Here is a 14,705-nt window from a genome sequence, read left to right as displayed (position 1 = left end):
CTGCTCACGCAACAATTGTCTCTTTTTCGCTTGGCTTTTGTTCAGTTTTCAAAGAACTTTCGTCGTTTTTAGCGACTTTTACATCGTAACATCAAACTATTTTTGATGTCAAGACTTTTTTCAAAACTATTCCGTCGCTCATTTCAGCGACAAGTAATAATATATCATCGAAGAAGAATAACGTCAATACTTTTTTCAAGATCAGCAACATGAATAACTATATTGTTTATAATCCTGGTTACTTACTTGCCGCTCTTCAGCCTTTAGCTTTCTTTTTTCTACTAAATGACGAACGAGTAATTCTAAATCCAAGCGATATGCTTCTAGTTCATTTAATTTCATTAAATCAGTCATTGTAAGAGGTCGTTTTTGCTCTGTCAAAACCATTAAGAAATGGCGACTTCCTAAATCCGTCTTCGATTGAATGGAGAGCTCCATCGCCAACAATAATAATTCTATTCTCTTCTCGACCGATTCGTTACTATTAAAAAGCTCCTGATACAATTTATAAATTGGCGGATCTATTCTTTTCACTTGCTCCCAAACGACCACTTCTGAATACATCCCTTGATTAACAATCGACAAACGAGCAAGATGATGAAGAGCGTGCATCATATGACTAAACGAATCAAAAAAGTGCCCTTCACGAAAAAAGGTTTTTCCTTCTTCAAACCTTCTTAACAATTTACTAAATTGAATCGTTAGTTTCTTTTGACGATCTTCAACAGGAAGTGCATCGATTCGTTCTTTAATCGTACGTAAGCTTTCATTTCGATCAAAGACCACTTCTCCATTCACAACCCAATCGATTAAACGGCGATGATTCCCCGTCAATAATGTTTGATCAATCATTTCTATACTAACGCAATGAAAAGAAACAGACTTCCCCTCTATCACATAATGATGGATATCCCATGAATAATTAGACTCATCTTTAATAAGAAGAACAACAACGTCAAATCCATCCGTAACCGTTAATGGTACATTCACCTTTTCAACCACAACAATAGCTAAAGTCCCATCATGACTTGCATACTTCTGATACATTTGACGCAAAGATTGATCAATCACCATAGTTCTTCCCACTCCTTATTAATCACATGCAAATCTATACTAACTATTCTCCACATTCAAAAAAATTCCTTCTACAGACAATTCATTTCTCTGTCAAATCCGATAATGGCCTTCTATGGTATACTAGAATGAAGGACACCACTGAAAAAGTACGAATTAACTCTTTCAGTACCTTTGATTTGACAAGCAACGGCTTCGCTCATTGCTTAAAGGTCACCAAAAAAGTTAAAAATCAAACTTTTTCAGTGCCCTTATGACGAGTTAGGAGGGAATAACGTGGGATTGAAATACGCAAACAAAATTAACAAAATCAGAACCTTTGCGTTAGGTCTTGTTTTTGTTGGGATATTAGTTATGTACATCGGAATCTTCTTTCGTGAATCACAAGTCATTATGATTATTGCCATGCTTCTTGGACTTCTATTTATCATTTCGAGTACGGTCGTTTATTTTTGGATTGGTATGCTTTCAACAAGAACAATCCAAGTCGTTTGTCCAAATTGCGGTGGCGCAACAAAAATGCTAGGGCGTGTAGATGCATGCATGCATTGTCGTGAACCTCTTACATTAGACAAATCATTAGAAGGAAAAGAATTCGATGAAGCGTACAATAAAAAGAAGCAAGAAAAAGGTAATCTGTCATAACTGACTATCATTATCAAGCATGTTTTCTCATTTGAAGTGAAAGAGACACCTCTCAAAACATTCTTATCTGATCGTCGCTTAGCACATCTACTTCGGTTTCCATTCTCGGCTGGTGAGTTCCCTCTGCTAAAACACTACGGCAACTCACCGCCGCCTTCATCTATATCCTACTCTATGATTCCTAGACTCTCCCAAAATCATTTCTACGAATTTTATAACTCGTTAGTTTATAAAAAAGAAACCCAAACAGCTATTAACCATTCGAGTTCCATTGTTTAATGTTGCTTTGCTTTTGTTTGACAATCCGGACAAATGCCATTAATCTCCATTCGATGATTTAGCACTTTAAATCCTGTCACATGCTCAGCAAGTGTCTCCACTTCATCTAATCCCGGATAGTGGAAATCGACGATCTTCCCACAGTCATTACAAATGACGTGATAGTGATCGGATGTAACTGAATCAAAGCGACTCGATGAATCACCGTACGTTAACTCCCTTACGATACCAGCTTCCTTAAAGACGCGTAAGTTATTATAAACAGTCGCGACACTCATATTTGGAAAACGCCCTTCTAACGCTTTGTATATATCATCAGCTGTCGGATGGGTATTTGATTCAAATAGGAATTCTAGAATCGCATGACGCTGAGGAGTCATACGCACACGTGTACTTTTCAACGTTTCAAGTGCATCTTGTAAGCGATGACCAGACATAGTCATGCACCTCTCTTTCAAAAAAACCATTCTTACTTTGTAATTAGTATAATATCGAATGGTCACATTGTCAATCAAGGTAACATGAAGAATATTTTGTAAATAGATCCTGTCGCTAGTTCCAGACATTATTTTATTTTACCATTGAGTCCCCGCCAAAAAAGGCGCAGAGTCCTTCACATCTACTAAAAATGAGGTGAAGCGATGGGCTTGCTTGCTCTTTCTTTGCTTTTTCTTCTCTAAATCAAGACATGCCCCTTTAATCGACTCCTTTAATATAGAGACATCCTGTTCTTCAACCCCAAACAAGAAAGTTGTATTCCCCTTACGCCAAAACCCACCAGAGCTCGCGAGTTCTGTCATACGGTAATCTTTTTGCTTCAATTGCTTTTCAACTTCATCTCTATAGAAGTTATCAATAATACATACAAGCAGCTTCATCGCCTTTCCTCCTCTACCCTGTTACCTATTTATACTCTTCATTGAAAGAATTGGTTCCTGTCTATCCTTCTATTTCATCCTTAATATACATTAACGCCTCTTCGACGTGATCCTTCACACGAACCTTGCGCCATTCCTTAATGAGCTTACCTTCTTTATCAATTATAAAGGTTGAACGTTCAATCCCCATATACTCTTTGCCAAAATTCTTCTTCAGCTTCCACACACCATATAACTCACTCACCTGATGATCCTCATCTGCTAGTAAGTAAAAAGGAAGGTTATATTTATCCTTAAACTTCTCATGTCTTGAGATTGGATCAGGACTTACGCCAATAATGACTGTATTTAAGGCAGAGAAATCCTCCATATGATCGCGAAAATCACATGCTTGTGTTGTACAACCAGGTGTCATGTCTTTCGGATAAAAATACAAAACAACCTGCTTACCACGGAAATCTTCTAGCGATACACGTTCTCCTGATACGTCTTCAAGTGTAAAAGTAGGTGCGGCTTGTCCTATTTCGACCATGATTCAATCATCCCTTCAACCGTTTCTTCTAGAGTAGCTGATGTACACAAGAAATACAACTACCGTCCCATTTTTGCTTGCAAAAATGTGTTCATGACAAATGCCGCTGGTAATAGAAATCCTATAAGAGACTGAACAACCGCAAATAGACGTCCTAATCCAATTGGGACGATATCACCATATCCGACTGAAAGCATCGTGATCGCACTAAAATATATCATATCTAGCATACTAATCGTTTCTCCGAATAATGGGGCATCAATTTGAATGACACGTATACCAATCAGTTCAACTCCTGTATATAAGATCGCAAATGAGGAGATTAACGTAGCATAGACGAGAATGAGGAGCCCAAAGTGACTTAATGAAACAAGATGTGTTGAAGGATGGGGTCGAAAACGTAAGAGCATCAGTAGGCTCACAATCGTTCCAACCGTTGAAATTAATAAAAGAATTACGACAATCAGCTTCATATTTTCCCCTCCCATCCTTTTCATTATATGAATACAAATTGACCATTAGAAGGACATGTTTCCTACATTTCCTAATAGTTTTTCTCCATTTTCACTGGTAAAATAGTAAGGGAACATCTGTACTTATCCCATTACAAGAGGAGGGTTGAGTGATGCAACAGTTAACAGATGAACAACTGTTAGAAGCCTATGCTCAAGCGAGGAAAGCACAATTAAATGAATCCTTTCTCACATTATTACTGGAAGAAATTAAAAGAAGAGACCTTCAAGATGAAATTTAATCATGTTAATCTCCTATTATCCAAAAGGAAGTAATCAGAATATTATTAAACTTTCCCAACACTCCCTACAGGATACTTGCCCTTCTTAGGCATCTATGATTGAATACTATCATGACAAGGAAATAAGTATAGGAGAGATGTCATGAATTGGTCAAAATCAGAGCAATACTATAAAGAAGCACAACAACATATTTTAGGTGGAGTCAATAGCCCTTCACGAGCCTATAAAGCTGTCGGTGGAGGGACACCTATTTTTATGGAACGAGCAAAGGGCGCCTACTTTTGGGATGTCGATGGTAATCAGTACATTGATTACCTTGCAGCCTATGGTCCGATTATTACTGGACATGCTCATTCGCATATTACGAAGGCTATACAAAGAGCAGCAGAAAGTGGCGTTTTGTACGGAACACCGACGACGTTAGAAAACACTTTTGCGAAAATGTTAAAAGAATCGATTCCTTCACTAGAGAAAGTACGTTTTGTCAATTCGGGTACAGAAGCAGTGATGACAACTATTCGGGTCGCACGTGCTTATACAGGTCGAGATAAAATCATTAAATTTGCCGGCTGTTATCACGGACATTCTGACCTTGTTCTCGTCGCCGCTGGATCTGGCCCTTCTACTTTAGGTACGCCAGACTCTGCCGGTGTCACAAAAAGCATCGCCAAGGAAGTGATCACGGTCCCATTTAATGACATTAACGCTTTCGAAGAAGCATTAAAAAGATGGGGCGATGAGGTGGCCGCTGTTCTTGTCGAGCCGATTGTCGGTAACTTCGGCATCGTTCAACCGCAGGAAGGCTTTCTAGAGGCCGTTAACTCACTTACACATGATTATGGCGCTCTCGTGATCTATGATGAGGTTATTACAGCCTTTCGATTCATGTATGGTGGCGCCCAAGACTTACTCGGTGTCCAACCAGATATGACAGCGTTAGGGAAAATTATTGGTGGCGGCTTGCCGATTGGTGCTTATGGCGGAAGGGAGGATATTATGGAAAAGGTCGCTCCACTTGGTCCTGCTTACCAAGCTGGAACAATGGCCGGAAACCCGGCTTCGATGAGTGCTGGAATTGCTTGCCTTGAAATATTACAAGAAGAAGGAATTTATGAGGAGCTTGATCGTTTAGGCGCTCGTTTAGAGGATGGAATTATTCAATTGGCCAAAAAGCACGGTCAATTGATTACCGTCAATCGTTTGAAGGGAGCCTTAACCATTTATTTTACGAATGAAACGATTACAAATTATGAGCAAGCCGAAAACTCAAATAGTGAACAGTTCGCCAAATTTTTTAAAGAAATGCTAAAACGTGGGATTAATTTAGCTCCGTCCAAATATGAAGCATGGTTTTTGACGATTGCTCATACAGATGAGGATATAGTCAAAACATTAGCTGCTGTTGATGAAGCATTCGCTGTGATGAACGCCGCACAATAAATGAGGGATCAAAATGAAATTAGGTGCACGCATTTTCAAAACAGGCTTAGCGATTATCCTTTCGCTCTATATCGCTTCTTGGATCGGTCTTGAACCACCTACCTTTGCTGCCTTAACTGCAGCACTCGCGGTCCAACCATCGATATATCGGACGTTCCAAACGATACTTGATCAATTCCAAGCGAATATGATCGGGGCCGTGCTTGCGGTGATATTTGTTTTAACGCTAGGAGCCGATCCGTTTGTCATTGGGTTTACTGTCGTACTAGCGATTGCTCTTATATTGAAATTCAAGCTTGAGCCAACGACCATTCCCATTGCAATTGTGACGATCATTATTATTATGGAAAGCCCAGGGTCTAACTTTATTGAATTTGCTCTAAGCCGATTTTCCCTTATTATATTAGGAGTACTGTCGGCATTTATCATTAATTTACTCTTCATTCCTCCTAAATATGAGACGAAGCTATACCAGAAAATTTTGAACGTCTCTGAGGAAATTCATCAATGGCTTCAGTTATTTATTCGACAAAGCGCTGAACATCAGGCTCTTAAGAAGGATATCGTCCGACTTGAAGAAGAAATAGTCGAGATCGACAACCTGTATTTATATTATAAAGAAGAACGAAATTACTTCATGCGTAATAAATACGCTAAAGCACGGAAAGTCGTTCTTTTCAGACAAATGGCGATCACAACAAAGAAATCCCTTTTCGTGCTAAAAAATATCGCAAGCCGCTTAAATAACCTCCATGAGCAAGCGGAGGAGGTTCACGAATTACTTGAGAAACAACTATATGAGCTTACAGCCTACCACGAGCTATTAATGCTCCGTTATGTTGGCAAGGCCCATGTCGAACAAACCGACTCAACGAAGGCCGCCTTACATGTACGGAAGGAAGCCTTATTTAATCAGTTAATTGCCTTACGTGATCAAGAAACACTAACCGGAGAAGAGTGGATGCACACCCTTCCAGCCATTACTCAACTAACCGAATACCAAGAACAGCTAGAGCACCTCGAACAACTCATTGATAGCTTCTTCAGCTACCACACAAGCGAGAACAAAGTGAAGGTAGAATAAGGAAAACGCGCTTCTTTGAATGATCCCATTCTCGCATTTTCTTACCTTTTATAGTCAATCGCTTCCGCGGTATCGCTCTTTTCTTCATTGAATTGCACTGATCCTGGAGCGCAGCACACTCCTCTAAGCGAATTCACTTCATTCTCTTTAATGGAACCTCATTCCGCTATTCCCCCATTATAGGGTTTGTTACGACCTGTTCGGAACCTCATTCCGCTATTTGACCATTTACGCCTCTCTTCACACTTTTTTTGGCGTATTAACGGAATGACGTTCCACTTCGAACGTAAACCGACTTATTTCGTCCATTTAACGGAATGAGGTTCCGTTCGGCATAAGAAAAAACGCGCTAGTGTTGCGCAAAGCCGTTACAATGGTATCAGTTAATCTGAAAGTGGGGTTCTTTCAGATTAACGAGTAACGAACGAAGCCCAGCGCTCTCCATTGAATTGCTCACGCCACCTATGAATTATCCTAATCTTCTATGCTAACTTCCTACTGCGACATTGATACAATCCCATGTTAACCGAATGAGAATTACCCTTATTCTGCTCAAAGCCTCACCCCTGGCTTTCTTCACAGAACTATGCCCTATCCCTTCACAAATAAAGCTCTCCTACAACGTCCTTACAACGTCATAAGAGAGCTATTCCTTATAGCTGTTGAACATCAAACAGCTTCTTGTATGCTCCTCTTCGCTTCATAAGCTCTTGATGATTTCCCTCTTCAATAATACGTCCATTTTCGATCACAATGATCCGATCAGCATGAGTAATCGTTGAAAGGCGATGAGCGACGATGAATGTTGTGCGATTTCGAGCGAGCTTTTCCATCGCCTCCTGAATGTAATGCTCACTTTCCAAATCCAATGCTGAAGTCGCTTCATCGAAAATGAGTATTGGCGGATTTTTTAAGAACACACGAGCGATCGCCACTCGTTGCTTCTGACCACCAGAAAGCTTCACCCCACGTTCACCAACCTCAGTCTCATAACCACGTGGTAAATTCATTATAAATTCATGGGCATTCGCCGCTTGAGCCGCTGCGATCACTTCAGCCTCTGTCGCATCAGGCTTTCCCATTAGTATGTTCTGCTTAACCGAATCACTAAATAAAATATTATCCTGCATGACCATGCCGATTTTATCTCGGAGAGAACGCACTTGAAATTCCCGTATATCAGTTCCATCGAACAAAATCTGTCCTGAGGTTACATCGTAAAACCGAGGAATTAAACTAATGAGTGTACTTTTCCCTCCACCACTCATTCCGACAAAGGCGACCGTCTCCCCTTTATTTACTTCAAAGTTCAGATTTTGCAAAATACGATCGTCTTCTTCATACCCAAAGCTAACATCATGAAATGTTACTTGCCCATTTACATGATCCAATGCCTTCGCATGTTCGCTATCCTTAATATCATACTTCTCATCAATAAATTCAAATACACGATCCATTGAAGCAATCGCCTGTGTTAACGTCGTTGACGAATTCACTAGTCTTCGCAAAGGCCCATATAGTCTTTCCATATAGAGGACAAAGGCTGTCATCACACCAACTTCAAATTGATTTGTAATGACAAAATAACCTGATACGAAAATAACTAACAATGGAGCAATATCGGTAATCGTATTGACGACGGCAAACGTCTTAGCATTCCATTTCGTATGATCAATCGCCCGCTTTAGAAAATGCTTGTTCCGCTCTGCAAAACGATCTTGCTCATAGTCCTCTAGCGCAAAGCTACGAATGACGTTCATTCCTTGCACACGCTCATGCAAATGCCCTTGCACCTCAGCCAACGCTTGAGAGCGAACACGAGTTAATTCACGTAGCCTCGCATAAAAATATTTAACGGAAAATCCGTAGAACGGAAACATGGAAATCGCAACGAGTGTAAGCCAAACATTGAGATTAAACATAATAATAAGTGCAATGATAATCGTCGCTAAATCAAGCCAAATATTCATAAGTCCCGTAATGACAAAATTCTTCGTTTGCTCCACGTCATGAATCACTCGTGATATGATTTCTCCTACTTTTCGATTTGAATAAAACCGCAAGCTCAGCTTCTGAATATGAGTAAAAAGCTGGTCGCGAATATCATACAAAATTTTACTACCAATCCATTGTGCAAAGTATTGCCGGAAATATTCAACTGGTGGTCTGACGACAACGAATAAAATCCCCATTACGATCATTACTTGAACAAGAGTTGACATCTTCTCATCCTCGGACATCGCTTCGGCAAAAATAATATCATCAATCACATACATCATCACGAGCGGAAGCATTAATGGAATTCCGAATTTTAATAAACCAATTAATACAGTAATAATAATTTCCTTCCAATATGGCTTTACAAATGCCATGTAACGTTTCATACTTTCCAGTGTCAATCACCCCTCAAGCCATAGCGCCTATCTCTTCTCTAAATTTACTTACCCTTTGGCTGAAACTCTTATTTTAATTGCGTCATACACATTCGTGCTATGTGTACGTACGAAGACAGCGTCACCCGTTTTTTGGTCCTTATTTGTTAAAGAAGTTGTCCCTTTTTAAAGAGACAACTTCTTATAGAAGCTCTTCATCCATTACAACTGGATAAACGCAATCTTCTCTATCGATATTGTAAAAAACGTTCATACCAATTCTCCACAAATTGCGGAGCAAACGGCCCTTTCCGTTGATGGATCCATGATATGAGCTCATCAACACTACGCTGTAATATCGTATCAATAGCCGGTGGATATTCCATCATTTTACTATGCAACTCATATTCATCTTCATCTAAGAGCTTAAAGGTCATGTCAGGAAAAACTTTAATATCAAGGTCATAATCAATATACTTTACCGCCTCTTGATCCCATGTAAACGGAGAACCTAAATTACAATAATAGTATATCCCATCCGAACGAATCATACCTATCGTATTAAACCATTTCTCTGCATCAAAATAGCAGATTGCTGGTTCTCGAGTTCTCCAATGTCGACCATCTGATTCTTTCACTAATATCCGGTCATTCCCTCCAATAATAACCTTTGACGTCCCTTTAAGCACAATTGTTTCTTCCCAAATGCGATGAATCAATCCATTATGCTTGTAGCTATGGATTTCGATGTTGCTACCAACTTTGGGAAAATTCATACGCTACTCCTTTCTATTCAGTTTTAAGACGTCAGTAGGTAGAGTAGGATCCCTTTATACAGTCCAAAACCACATATCCCCTCTATTCACTACCCTGTACAATCACTAAACATTTTCCTTCACTTCCTATTATAACTCTTTCAGAATCGATTTGAAATGATTTGACTATTTTCTAAATGCATTATTTTTTGGATATGTACATGCGTTGCTTGAAAGAAGAATTCGGGAGGCTATTGAACTTAATCATTGCATTCAGCGGAATTACAAAAAAATACCCTCTGGACGTTATGCCAGAAGGTATTTCTGATTGACAGCAATTATTTTTGTTGCTGCTGATTCGCAGAAGCTTGTTGTTTACGAGCTTGAGACTGCTGATTTTGTTGGCGAACTTCTTGCGCATTTGTTTCACTAGCGAACTCAGTGTTTGAGCTAGATCCTTGTGCAGAAGCTGCATTTTGCTTACGAACTTGCTGCTTATTTGTTTGTGCAGCTTGTTGCTGTGCTTGTTGTTGTTGGTTGTTATTCATGTATCTCACCTCCACGATTATTAAGGTGTCCGGGTGGTGAGAACTTTATTCAAAAAAAATTACGTTAATAAAGAAATTCCTCCATCAACAATCAGAGTCTGACCTCGAATCATATGTGCATCTTCGGAAAGTAAGAATAAAACAGACTTTGCCAAATCTTCCGTTTCAACAATTCTCCCTGCAGGCGTACGATCCTTTGCATCATTCAGTAATTCATCGCGATTAGGGAAATGAGTGAGAGCATCTGTATCTACCGCTCCACCTGAAACGGCATTGACTCGAATCCCCTTTTCCGCTAACTCGACAGCTAAATAACGTGTTAAAGCTTCGACTGCAGCTTTTGATACGCCAACAGTTGTATAATTTTTTAAATAGCGAATAGAACCGAGTGAGCTTAAGCTGACAATCGATCCACCACCATTCCTTTCCATCCTCTTTGCCGCTTCCTGCGCACAGAAAAGGAGCGCTTTACTATTAATATCCATCGTCCAATCCCAATGACTCTCCTCTAATTCCATCACTGGTCGCAACACACCAGATGCAGCATTGTTCACAAGTATGTCAAGCCTTCCAAACTCTTCATCAATTTGCGCAAACATTTCTTTAATTTTTTCTGGCTTCCCTACATTCGCTTTAATAACGAGTGCCTTTTGCCCAAGTTCTTCAACTTCCTGTGCCACTTCAAGCGCAGCTTTTTTACTACGCGCATAATTTATGACAATGTCATACCCTTTTTCCGCTAATTTAAGTGCAATATTCCTTCCAATCCCACGGCTACTGCCGGTTACTAGTGCCACTTTACTTTGTTCCACTTCCACTTCCTCCTTCAATACAACAATTCCCTTTATTATAACGTATAGTGCAAATGACGAACAGGAACACTATAGGTGCCTGGTCAAAAAAATATAGCAATTGCTTCCTTCGAGGTCATTCCAAAAGGGAAAACCGTCCTTTTGAAACAACCTCTATAAAAAAGTTTGAACAAAAGTAAAGTAGCCATCATTATTCAGGAGGAATTAATATGTATGTCGGACGTGATATGACCGAGCTTTCGATGCTATCAATTGAACAATGGACAGATAAAGAATTAGCTTATTTTCATCATAGTATGCAGCAAGTAACGCCCTATTTAAATGTAGAAGGTGTGACGATCCATCGCGAAATTATTGAGGAAATAGAAGAAAGAGGGGGCTTAAAGCACGAAGCCACCTGGACTAACGGAACCGAAATTCATCCAGATTAACCGCGTAGAAAGGAAGAATTCAATGGAAAAGCAATTGTATTATGTGAATTTAAACCCGATTAGTATGGATGATATTAGCCCTATACGCGTGAATGATGGTCAGCTCATTGAGTATGAGATTGAGGCGACTTCATTAGAGAAGAAGGAACTCGAAAAGCTCCTTCGCGAAGTACAAGCTCATGACGTTGAGCTTGGGAACTTATTTTCCTTTCGTCATTTCGACGATCAAGAAGGAGATCGCGACAAGAACGAATACCAAAGAGGCTTAAACGACGTGTTTGAGGAGCTATATCGCTTAGGAACAGAAGAAACGAAAGCAAAGATCCGCGAAATCCACCTTATTAATGATGATCAATAGATCCTTGTAGCGAACAACGTTCACCATGACCTTTCATGGTGAACGTTTTATCGTCATTAAAAGCTATTTGACTGTCCACCGTCGACATTAATAGTGGCACCTGATACCCAACTCGCCTTTTCAGATGCTAAGAAGACGACGACGTTCGCCACTTCCTCAGGTCGGCCGAAGCGCCCTCCTGGAATTTCACCATCAACAAATTGCTTCATTTTCTCAGGGTTCTCCTCAATTCTTTTTTGCCAATTCCCTGTCGGATGTAAGATTGATCCAGGAGCGACACTATTCACCCGGATTCCATCGATAATCACTTCATCAGCTAATGCCTTTGTAAAACTAATCATCGCTGCCTTCGCATTGTTATACGTTGCCTTCCCACCTGACTCACGTCCGAAAATCGATGTTATGTTAATGATTGCTCCAGACTGCTGGGCCTTCATATACGGTAAGGCTAATTTACTAAAGTGCACGGCAGAGAAATAGTTTAATTCAAGCCCCTCGTAAAAAAGCTCCATACTCGTCTCCATAATTGCTCCTCCGTTACTTCCACCAACATTATTTACTAAAATATCTAGCTTGCCATAACGCTCGGTGATATGCTTCATAACATCCTCGCGCTCTGTTGCATTCATTAAATCGGCTGCTATCGTATCGATATTGTCATGCTCCTGTTCTATTTCAGCTAAAGCCTCCTTTCCTCGCGCAACGACGACGACTCTCGCTCCTTCTTCCTGTAGTCCTTTAGCAATCGACAATCCAATTCCCTTTGAACCGCCTGTTACTAAGGCTACTTTTCCGCTTAATTGTAAATCCATCGAATCATCTTCCTCCCGTTTTCAAAACTAGCTATATTGCTGTCGTTTTTTTAATGCTTCAATGATCTTTTGATGCGAAACAGGAAAGGCGTAATCCTCTAGTCGCTCGATTTCAACCCACATTCGCTCAACGGTATAGGCTCCCGACTGATCCCCTGCTGTTCCCTCATACACGTCAATTGTCCACTTCAAATGTGAAAAGGCATGCTCTACTTCCTGCACCTTATCTTCAAGCTTTAATGAGATGTCATATGTCGCAAATTGCTCATGGATAGCAGTCACCTGCTCGTCTCTCTTCGCTTCCACCATAGGGAATTGCCATAGCCGTGCTAATAGGCCATTATCTGGCCTTTTCTCAATCAGCACTTCCCCTTTATCATTTCGAATGATCGTCGCTGCGAGCTCCTTAGCCTTTGGCTTTTTCTTTTTTGTTTTCACTGGTAGCTCGTCCTGTTTTCCAGCAGAGTAAGCGCGGCAAACCTGCTGCACAGGACAGATTAGACAGCCTGGCGAGGTCGGCGTACAGATGAGCGCTCCTAGCTCCATAAGTCCTTGATTAAATCCAGATGGATCATCCTTATGAATAAGCTCGTATAATATCGTCTCAAAGAGCTTACGAGTAGCTGGCTTAGCAATGTCATTATTCACTAGCAATACTCGCGCAAGCACTCTCATTACGTTCCCATCTACTGCGGGCTCAGGCTTCCCATAGGCGATGCTTAAAATCGCTCCTGCTGTGTATGGCCCTACTCCTTTAAGACTTGATATTTCTTTGCGAGTGTCTGGCACGACTCCGTTAAATTGATCGAGAACCTGCTGCGTCGCCTTCTGCAAATTGCGAACTCTTGAGTAATAGCCTAATCCTTCCCACGCTTTTAAGATTGCATCCTCATCTGCCTTTGCTAAATCAAAAAGCGTCGGGAACTGTCTTATAAATGCTTGGTAATAAGGGATTACTGTATCGACACGAGTTTGCTGAAGCATAATTTCCGATACCCATATTTTATATGGATCACTCGTCTGTCGCCAAGGTAGATCACGCTTCTGTGAATGAAACCATTCAACAAGAGCTACCTGAAATGTTTTCTGTGAAAAATCTTTTACGTATGGTTGACTCATCTTCTCCCCCTTGTTGTTAAAAAAAGCATTGAAAAAGGCCACTGAAAAGGTTGCTTTTTAACTTTTTAATGCCCTTCAAGCAATGAACAAAATCGTTGTCTGTTTTGGAACAGCATAATACGAGTGAGCAACGAATGAAGACATTGCTTGTCAGATGAAAGGCACTGATAAAGTCGATTTGTACTTTTTCAGGGGCCTCATTAAAAAGGTGGTGCCCATTTAGAAGCCGGATTGGATCATCATTCCTCTATTTGACCTTTACCTGCTTTATTCGACTACTTAGCGGATCCTCATTCCGTTATTCAGCCTTCTGATCCGCATTTTCTCTTTTTAACACCGATTTAGAGGAATGAGGATTCCTTTATTCACATTGTATGATATTTTCCCCTATTTAGCGGAATGAGGAACCGTTCCGACTAAGCTTGAACAACCTCTTACACATCTTTTCGTTGAAATGCCCAGCAATGGATTTTCTTCTCTCCACCCTCAATATACGGCACAATCGAGCTGAACACAGGATGCTCCGTAGATTGCCTTAGCTTCTTCAATGCTTGGTAATGAGAAACCGTCGGCACTTCAAACATTTCGACATATAGATATGGCTGATCCTCAGCGACAAACCATTCAACTTCAGTCACATCATAATCTGGCAATGTCGCAAGTACCATTTCCATCGACGCTTCATATTCTTTAATTTTTTTTGGTTTTATTTTATACTCCATGAAAATTTGTAAAGGTTTCGTCATCTTTTCCTTATCTCCCTTTTTAATCTCTTCAGTTTCGGGTATAAATAAACTATACCTATTTTAAC

At 40.3% G+C, this 14,705-nt stretch carries 18 protein-coding genes; 6 read left to right on the top strand and 12 right to left on the bottom strand.

From position 1 onward, the window contains the following. Positions 1 to 201 precede the first annotated feature (201 nt). Positions 202 to 1,074: a nucleotidyltransferase-like protein gene (locus ACERJO_RS19855; RefSeq protein ID WP_373648632.1), complete on the bottom strand. Its 873-nt coding sequence runs from the start codon at positions 1,072 to 1,074 to the stop codon at positions 202 to 204. 276 nt (positions 1,075 to 1,350) lie between these two features. On the opposite strand from ACERJO_RS19855, the gene ACERJO_RS19850 reads away from it, so the two are divergent. Further along, a complete protein-coding gene (locus ACERJO_RS19850; protein WP_373648631.1) occupies positions 1,351 to 1,719 on the top strand; it encodes a YgzB family protein in 369 nt (122 codons plus the stop codon). A 275-nt stretch (positions 1,720 to 1,994) separates the two neighbouring features. Here ACERJO_RS19850 and perR read toward each other — a convergent pair whose 3' ends face one another. From perR to ACERJO_RS19830, 4 genes are all read right to left on the bottom strand, one after another. Next, positions 1,995 to 2,435 (bottom strand): peroxide-responsive transcriptional repressor PerR, encoded by a 441-nt coding sequence (gene perR / locus ACERJO_RS19845; RefSeq protein ID WP_247106005.1) that lies wholly within the window; start codon positions 2,433 to 2,435, stop codon positions 1,995 to 1,997. Between the two features lie 138 nt (positions 2,436 to 2,573). After that, positions 2,574 to 2,876: a cyclic-di-AMP receptor gene (locus ACERJO_RS19840; protein WP_247106004.1), complete on the bottom strand. Its 303-nt coding sequence runs from the start codon at positions 2,874 to 2,876 to the stop codon at positions 2,574 to 2,576. A gap of 61 nt (positions 2,877 to 2,937) precedes the next feature. Then, entirely contained in the window at positions 2,938 to 3,411 is a 474-nt protein-coding gene (bcp, locus tag ACERJO_RS19835) for a thioredoxin-dependent thiol peroxidase (protein ID WP_247106015.1), read from the bottom strand. Between the two features lie 56 nt (positions 3,412 to 3,467). After that, a complete protein-coding gene (locus tag ACERJO_RS19830; RefSeq protein ID WP_247106003.1) occupies positions 3,468 to 3,881 on the bottom strand; it encodes a potassium channel family protein in 414 nt (137 codons plus the stop codon). Between the two features lie 152 nt (positions 3,882 to 4,033). On the opposite strand from ACERJO_RS19830, the gene sda reads away from it, so the two are divergent. The 3 genes from sda (at position 4,034) to ACERJO_RS19815 (ending at position 6,687) form a co-directional block, all read left to right on the top strand. Then, on the top strand, positions 4,034 to 4,162 hold the full coding sequence (gene sda / locus ACERJO_RS19825) for a sporulation histidine kinase inhibitor Sda (RefSeq protein ID WP_247106002.1): 129 nt from the start codon (positions 4,034 to 4,036) through the stop codon (positions 4,160 to 4,162). A gap of 142 nt (positions 4,163 to 4,304) precedes the next feature. Beyond that, positions 4,305 to 5,603 (top strand): glutamate-1-semialdehyde 2,1-aminomutase, encoded by a 1,299-nt coding sequence (locus ACERJO_RS19820; protein ID WP_373648630.1) that lies wholly within the window; start codon positions 4,305 to 4,307, stop codon positions 5,601 to 5,603. A gap of 13 nt (positions 5,604 to 5,616) precedes the next feature. Further along, entirely contained in the window at positions 5,617 to 6,687 is a 1,071-nt protein-coding gene (locus ACERJO_RS19815) for an FUSC family protein (RefSeq protein ID WP_373648629.1), read from the top strand. Between the two features lie 653 nt (positions 6,688 to 7,340). Here the strand turns inward: ACERJO_RS19815 and ACERJO_RS19810 are convergent. From ACERJO_RS19810 to fabL, 4 genes are all read right to left on the bottom strand, one after another. After that, complete coding sequence (locus ACERJO_RS19810; protein ID WP_373648633.1) at positions 7,341 to 9,080, bottom strand: ABC transporter ATP-binding protein; 1,740 nt, start codon at positions 9,078 to 9,080, stop codon at positions 7,341 to 7,343. 227 nt (positions 9,081 to 9,307) lie between these two features. Then, a complete protein-coding gene (gene ntdP, locus ACERJO_RS19805; protein ID WP_247105998.1) occupies positions 9,308 to 9,835 on the bottom strand; it encodes a nucleoside tri-diphosphate phosphatase in 528 nt (175 codons plus the stop codon). 317 nt (positions 9,836 to 10,152) lie between these two features. Then, complete coding sequence (locus ACERJO_RS19800; RefSeq protein WP_247105997.1) at positions 10,153 to 10,362, bottom strand: gamma-type small acid-soluble spore protein; 210 nt, start codon at positions 10,360 to 10,362, stop codon at positions 10,153 to 10,155. A gap of 59 nt (positions 10,363 to 10,421) precedes the next feature. Further along, positions 10,422 to 11,174 carry an enoyl-[acyl-carrier-protein] reductase FabL gene (gene fabL, locus ACERJO_RS19795; RefSeq protein ID WP_247105996.1) on the bottom strand — a complete coding sequence of 251 codons (753 nt, stop codon included), beginning with the start codon at positions 11,172 to 11,174 and terminating at the stop codon, positions 10,422 to 10,424. 209 nt (positions 11,175 to 11,383) lie between these two features. On the opposite strand from fabL, the gene ACERJO_RS19790 reads away from it, so the two are divergent. Both ACERJO_RS19790 and ACERJO_RS19785 read left to right on the top strand, forming a co-directional pair. Further along, positions 11,384 to 11,605: a cytosolic protein gene (locus tag ACERJO_RS19790; RefSeq protein WP_247105995.1), complete on the top strand. Its 222-nt coding sequence runs from the start codon at positions 11,384 to 11,386 to the stop codon at positions 11,603 to 11,605. A gap of 22 nt (positions 11,606 to 11,627) precedes the next feature. Then, complete coding sequence (locus ACERJO_RS19785) at positions 11,628 to 11,963, top strand: hypothetical protein (RefSeq protein ID WP_373648628.1); 336 nt, start codon at positions 11,628 to 11,630, stop codon at positions 11,961 to 11,963. A gap of 56 nt (positions 11,964 to 12,019) precedes the next feature. Here the strand turns inward: ACERJO_RS19785 and ACERJO_RS19780 are convergent, their stop codons facing one another. From ACERJO_RS19780 to ACERJO_RS19770, 3 genes are all read right to left on the bottom strand, one after another. Further along, complete coding sequence (locus tag ACERJO_RS19780) at positions 12,020 to 12,775, bottom strand: SDR family NAD(P)-dependent oxidoreductase (RefSeq protein ID WP_373648627.1); 756 nt, start codon at positions 12,773 to 12,775, stop codon at positions 12,020 to 12,022. A gap of 27 nt (positions 12,776 to 12,802) precedes the next feature. Further along, the gene (mutY, locus tag ACERJO_RS19775) at positions 12,803 to 13,894 is read right to left on the bottom strand and encodes an A/G-specific adenine glycosylase (protein WP_373648626.1); all 1,092 of its coding nucleotides are present in this window, start codon (positions 13,892 to 13,894) and stop codon (positions 12,803 to 12,805) included. A gap of 434 nt (positions 13,895 to 14,328) precedes the next feature. Then, complete coding sequence (locus ACERJO_RS19770) at positions 14,329 to 14,640, bottom strand: hypothetical protein (RefSeq protein ID WP_373648625.1); 312 nt, start codon at positions 14,638 to 14,640, stop codon at positions 14,329 to 14,331. Between the last annotated feature and the right edge of the window lie 65 nt (positions 14,641 to 14,705).

The sequence above is a fragment of the Halalkalibacter sp. AB-rgal2 genome (assembly GCF_041821005.1).
GTDB lineage: Bacteria > Bacillota > Bacilli > Bacillales > Bacillaceae_D > Halalkalibacter.
Note: the sequence above shows the minus strand (reverse complement) of the source record. Positions and strands in the feature narration are given on the sequence as shown.

Bases quoted from the DNA above. Each gene is read 5' to 3' on its own strand.
- ACERJO_RS19815 (WP_373648629.1), top strand. From the start codon at position 5,617: ATGAAATTAGGTGCACGCATTTTCAAAACAGGCTTAGCGATTATCCTT.
- perR (WP_247106005.1), bottom strand. From the start codon at position 2,435: ATGTCTGGTCATCGCTTACAAGATGCACTTGAAACGTTGAAAAGTACA.
- ACERJO_RS19785 (WP_373648628.1), top strand. From the start codon at position 11,628: ATGGAAAAGCAATTGTATTATGTGAATTTAAACCCGATTAGTATGGAT.
- ACERJO_RS19820 (WP_373648630.1), top strand. From the start codon at position 4,305: ATGAATTGGTCAAAATCAGAGCAATACTATAAAGAAGCACAACAACAT.
- ACERJO_RS19830 (WP_247106003.1), bottom strand. From the start codon at position 3,881: ATGAAGCTGATTGTCGTAATTCTTTTATTAATTTCAACGGTTGGAACG.
- ACERJO_RS19840 (WP_247106004.1), bottom strand. From the start codon at position 2,876: ATGAAGCTGCTTGTATGTATTATTGATAACTTCTATAGAGATGAAGTT.
- sda (WP_247106002.1), top strand. From the start codon at position 4,034: ATGCAACAGTTAACAGATGAACAACTGTTAGAAGCCTATGCTCAAGCG.
- mutY (WP_373648626.1), bottom strand. From the start codon at position 13,894: ATGAGTCAACCATACGTAAAAGATTTTTCACAGAAAACATTTCAGGTA.
- ntdP (WP_247105998.1), bottom strand. From the start codon at position 9,835: ATGAATTTTCCCAAAGTTGGTAGCAACATCGAAATCCATAGCTACAAG.
- ACERJO_RS19790 (WP_247105995.1), top strand. From the start codon at position 11,384: ATGTATGTCGGACGTGATATGACCGAGCTTTCGATGCTATCAATTGAA.
- ACERJO_RS19780 (WP_373648627.1), bottom strand. From the start codon at position 12,775: ATGGATTTACAATTAAGCGGAAAAGTAGCCTTAGTAACAGGCGGTTCA.
- ACERJO_RS19770 (WP_373648625.1), bottom strand. From the start codon at position 14,640: ATGACGAAACCTTTACAAATTTTCATGGAGTATAAAATAAAACCAAAA.
- ACERJO_RS19800 (WP_247105997.1), bottom strand. From the start codon at position 10,362: ATGAATAACAACCAACAACAACAAGCACAGCAACAAGCTGCACAAACA.
- ACERJO_RS19855 (WP_373648632.1), bottom strand. From the start codon at position 1,074: ATGGTGATTGATCAATCTTTGCGTCAAATGTATCAGAAGTATGCAAGT.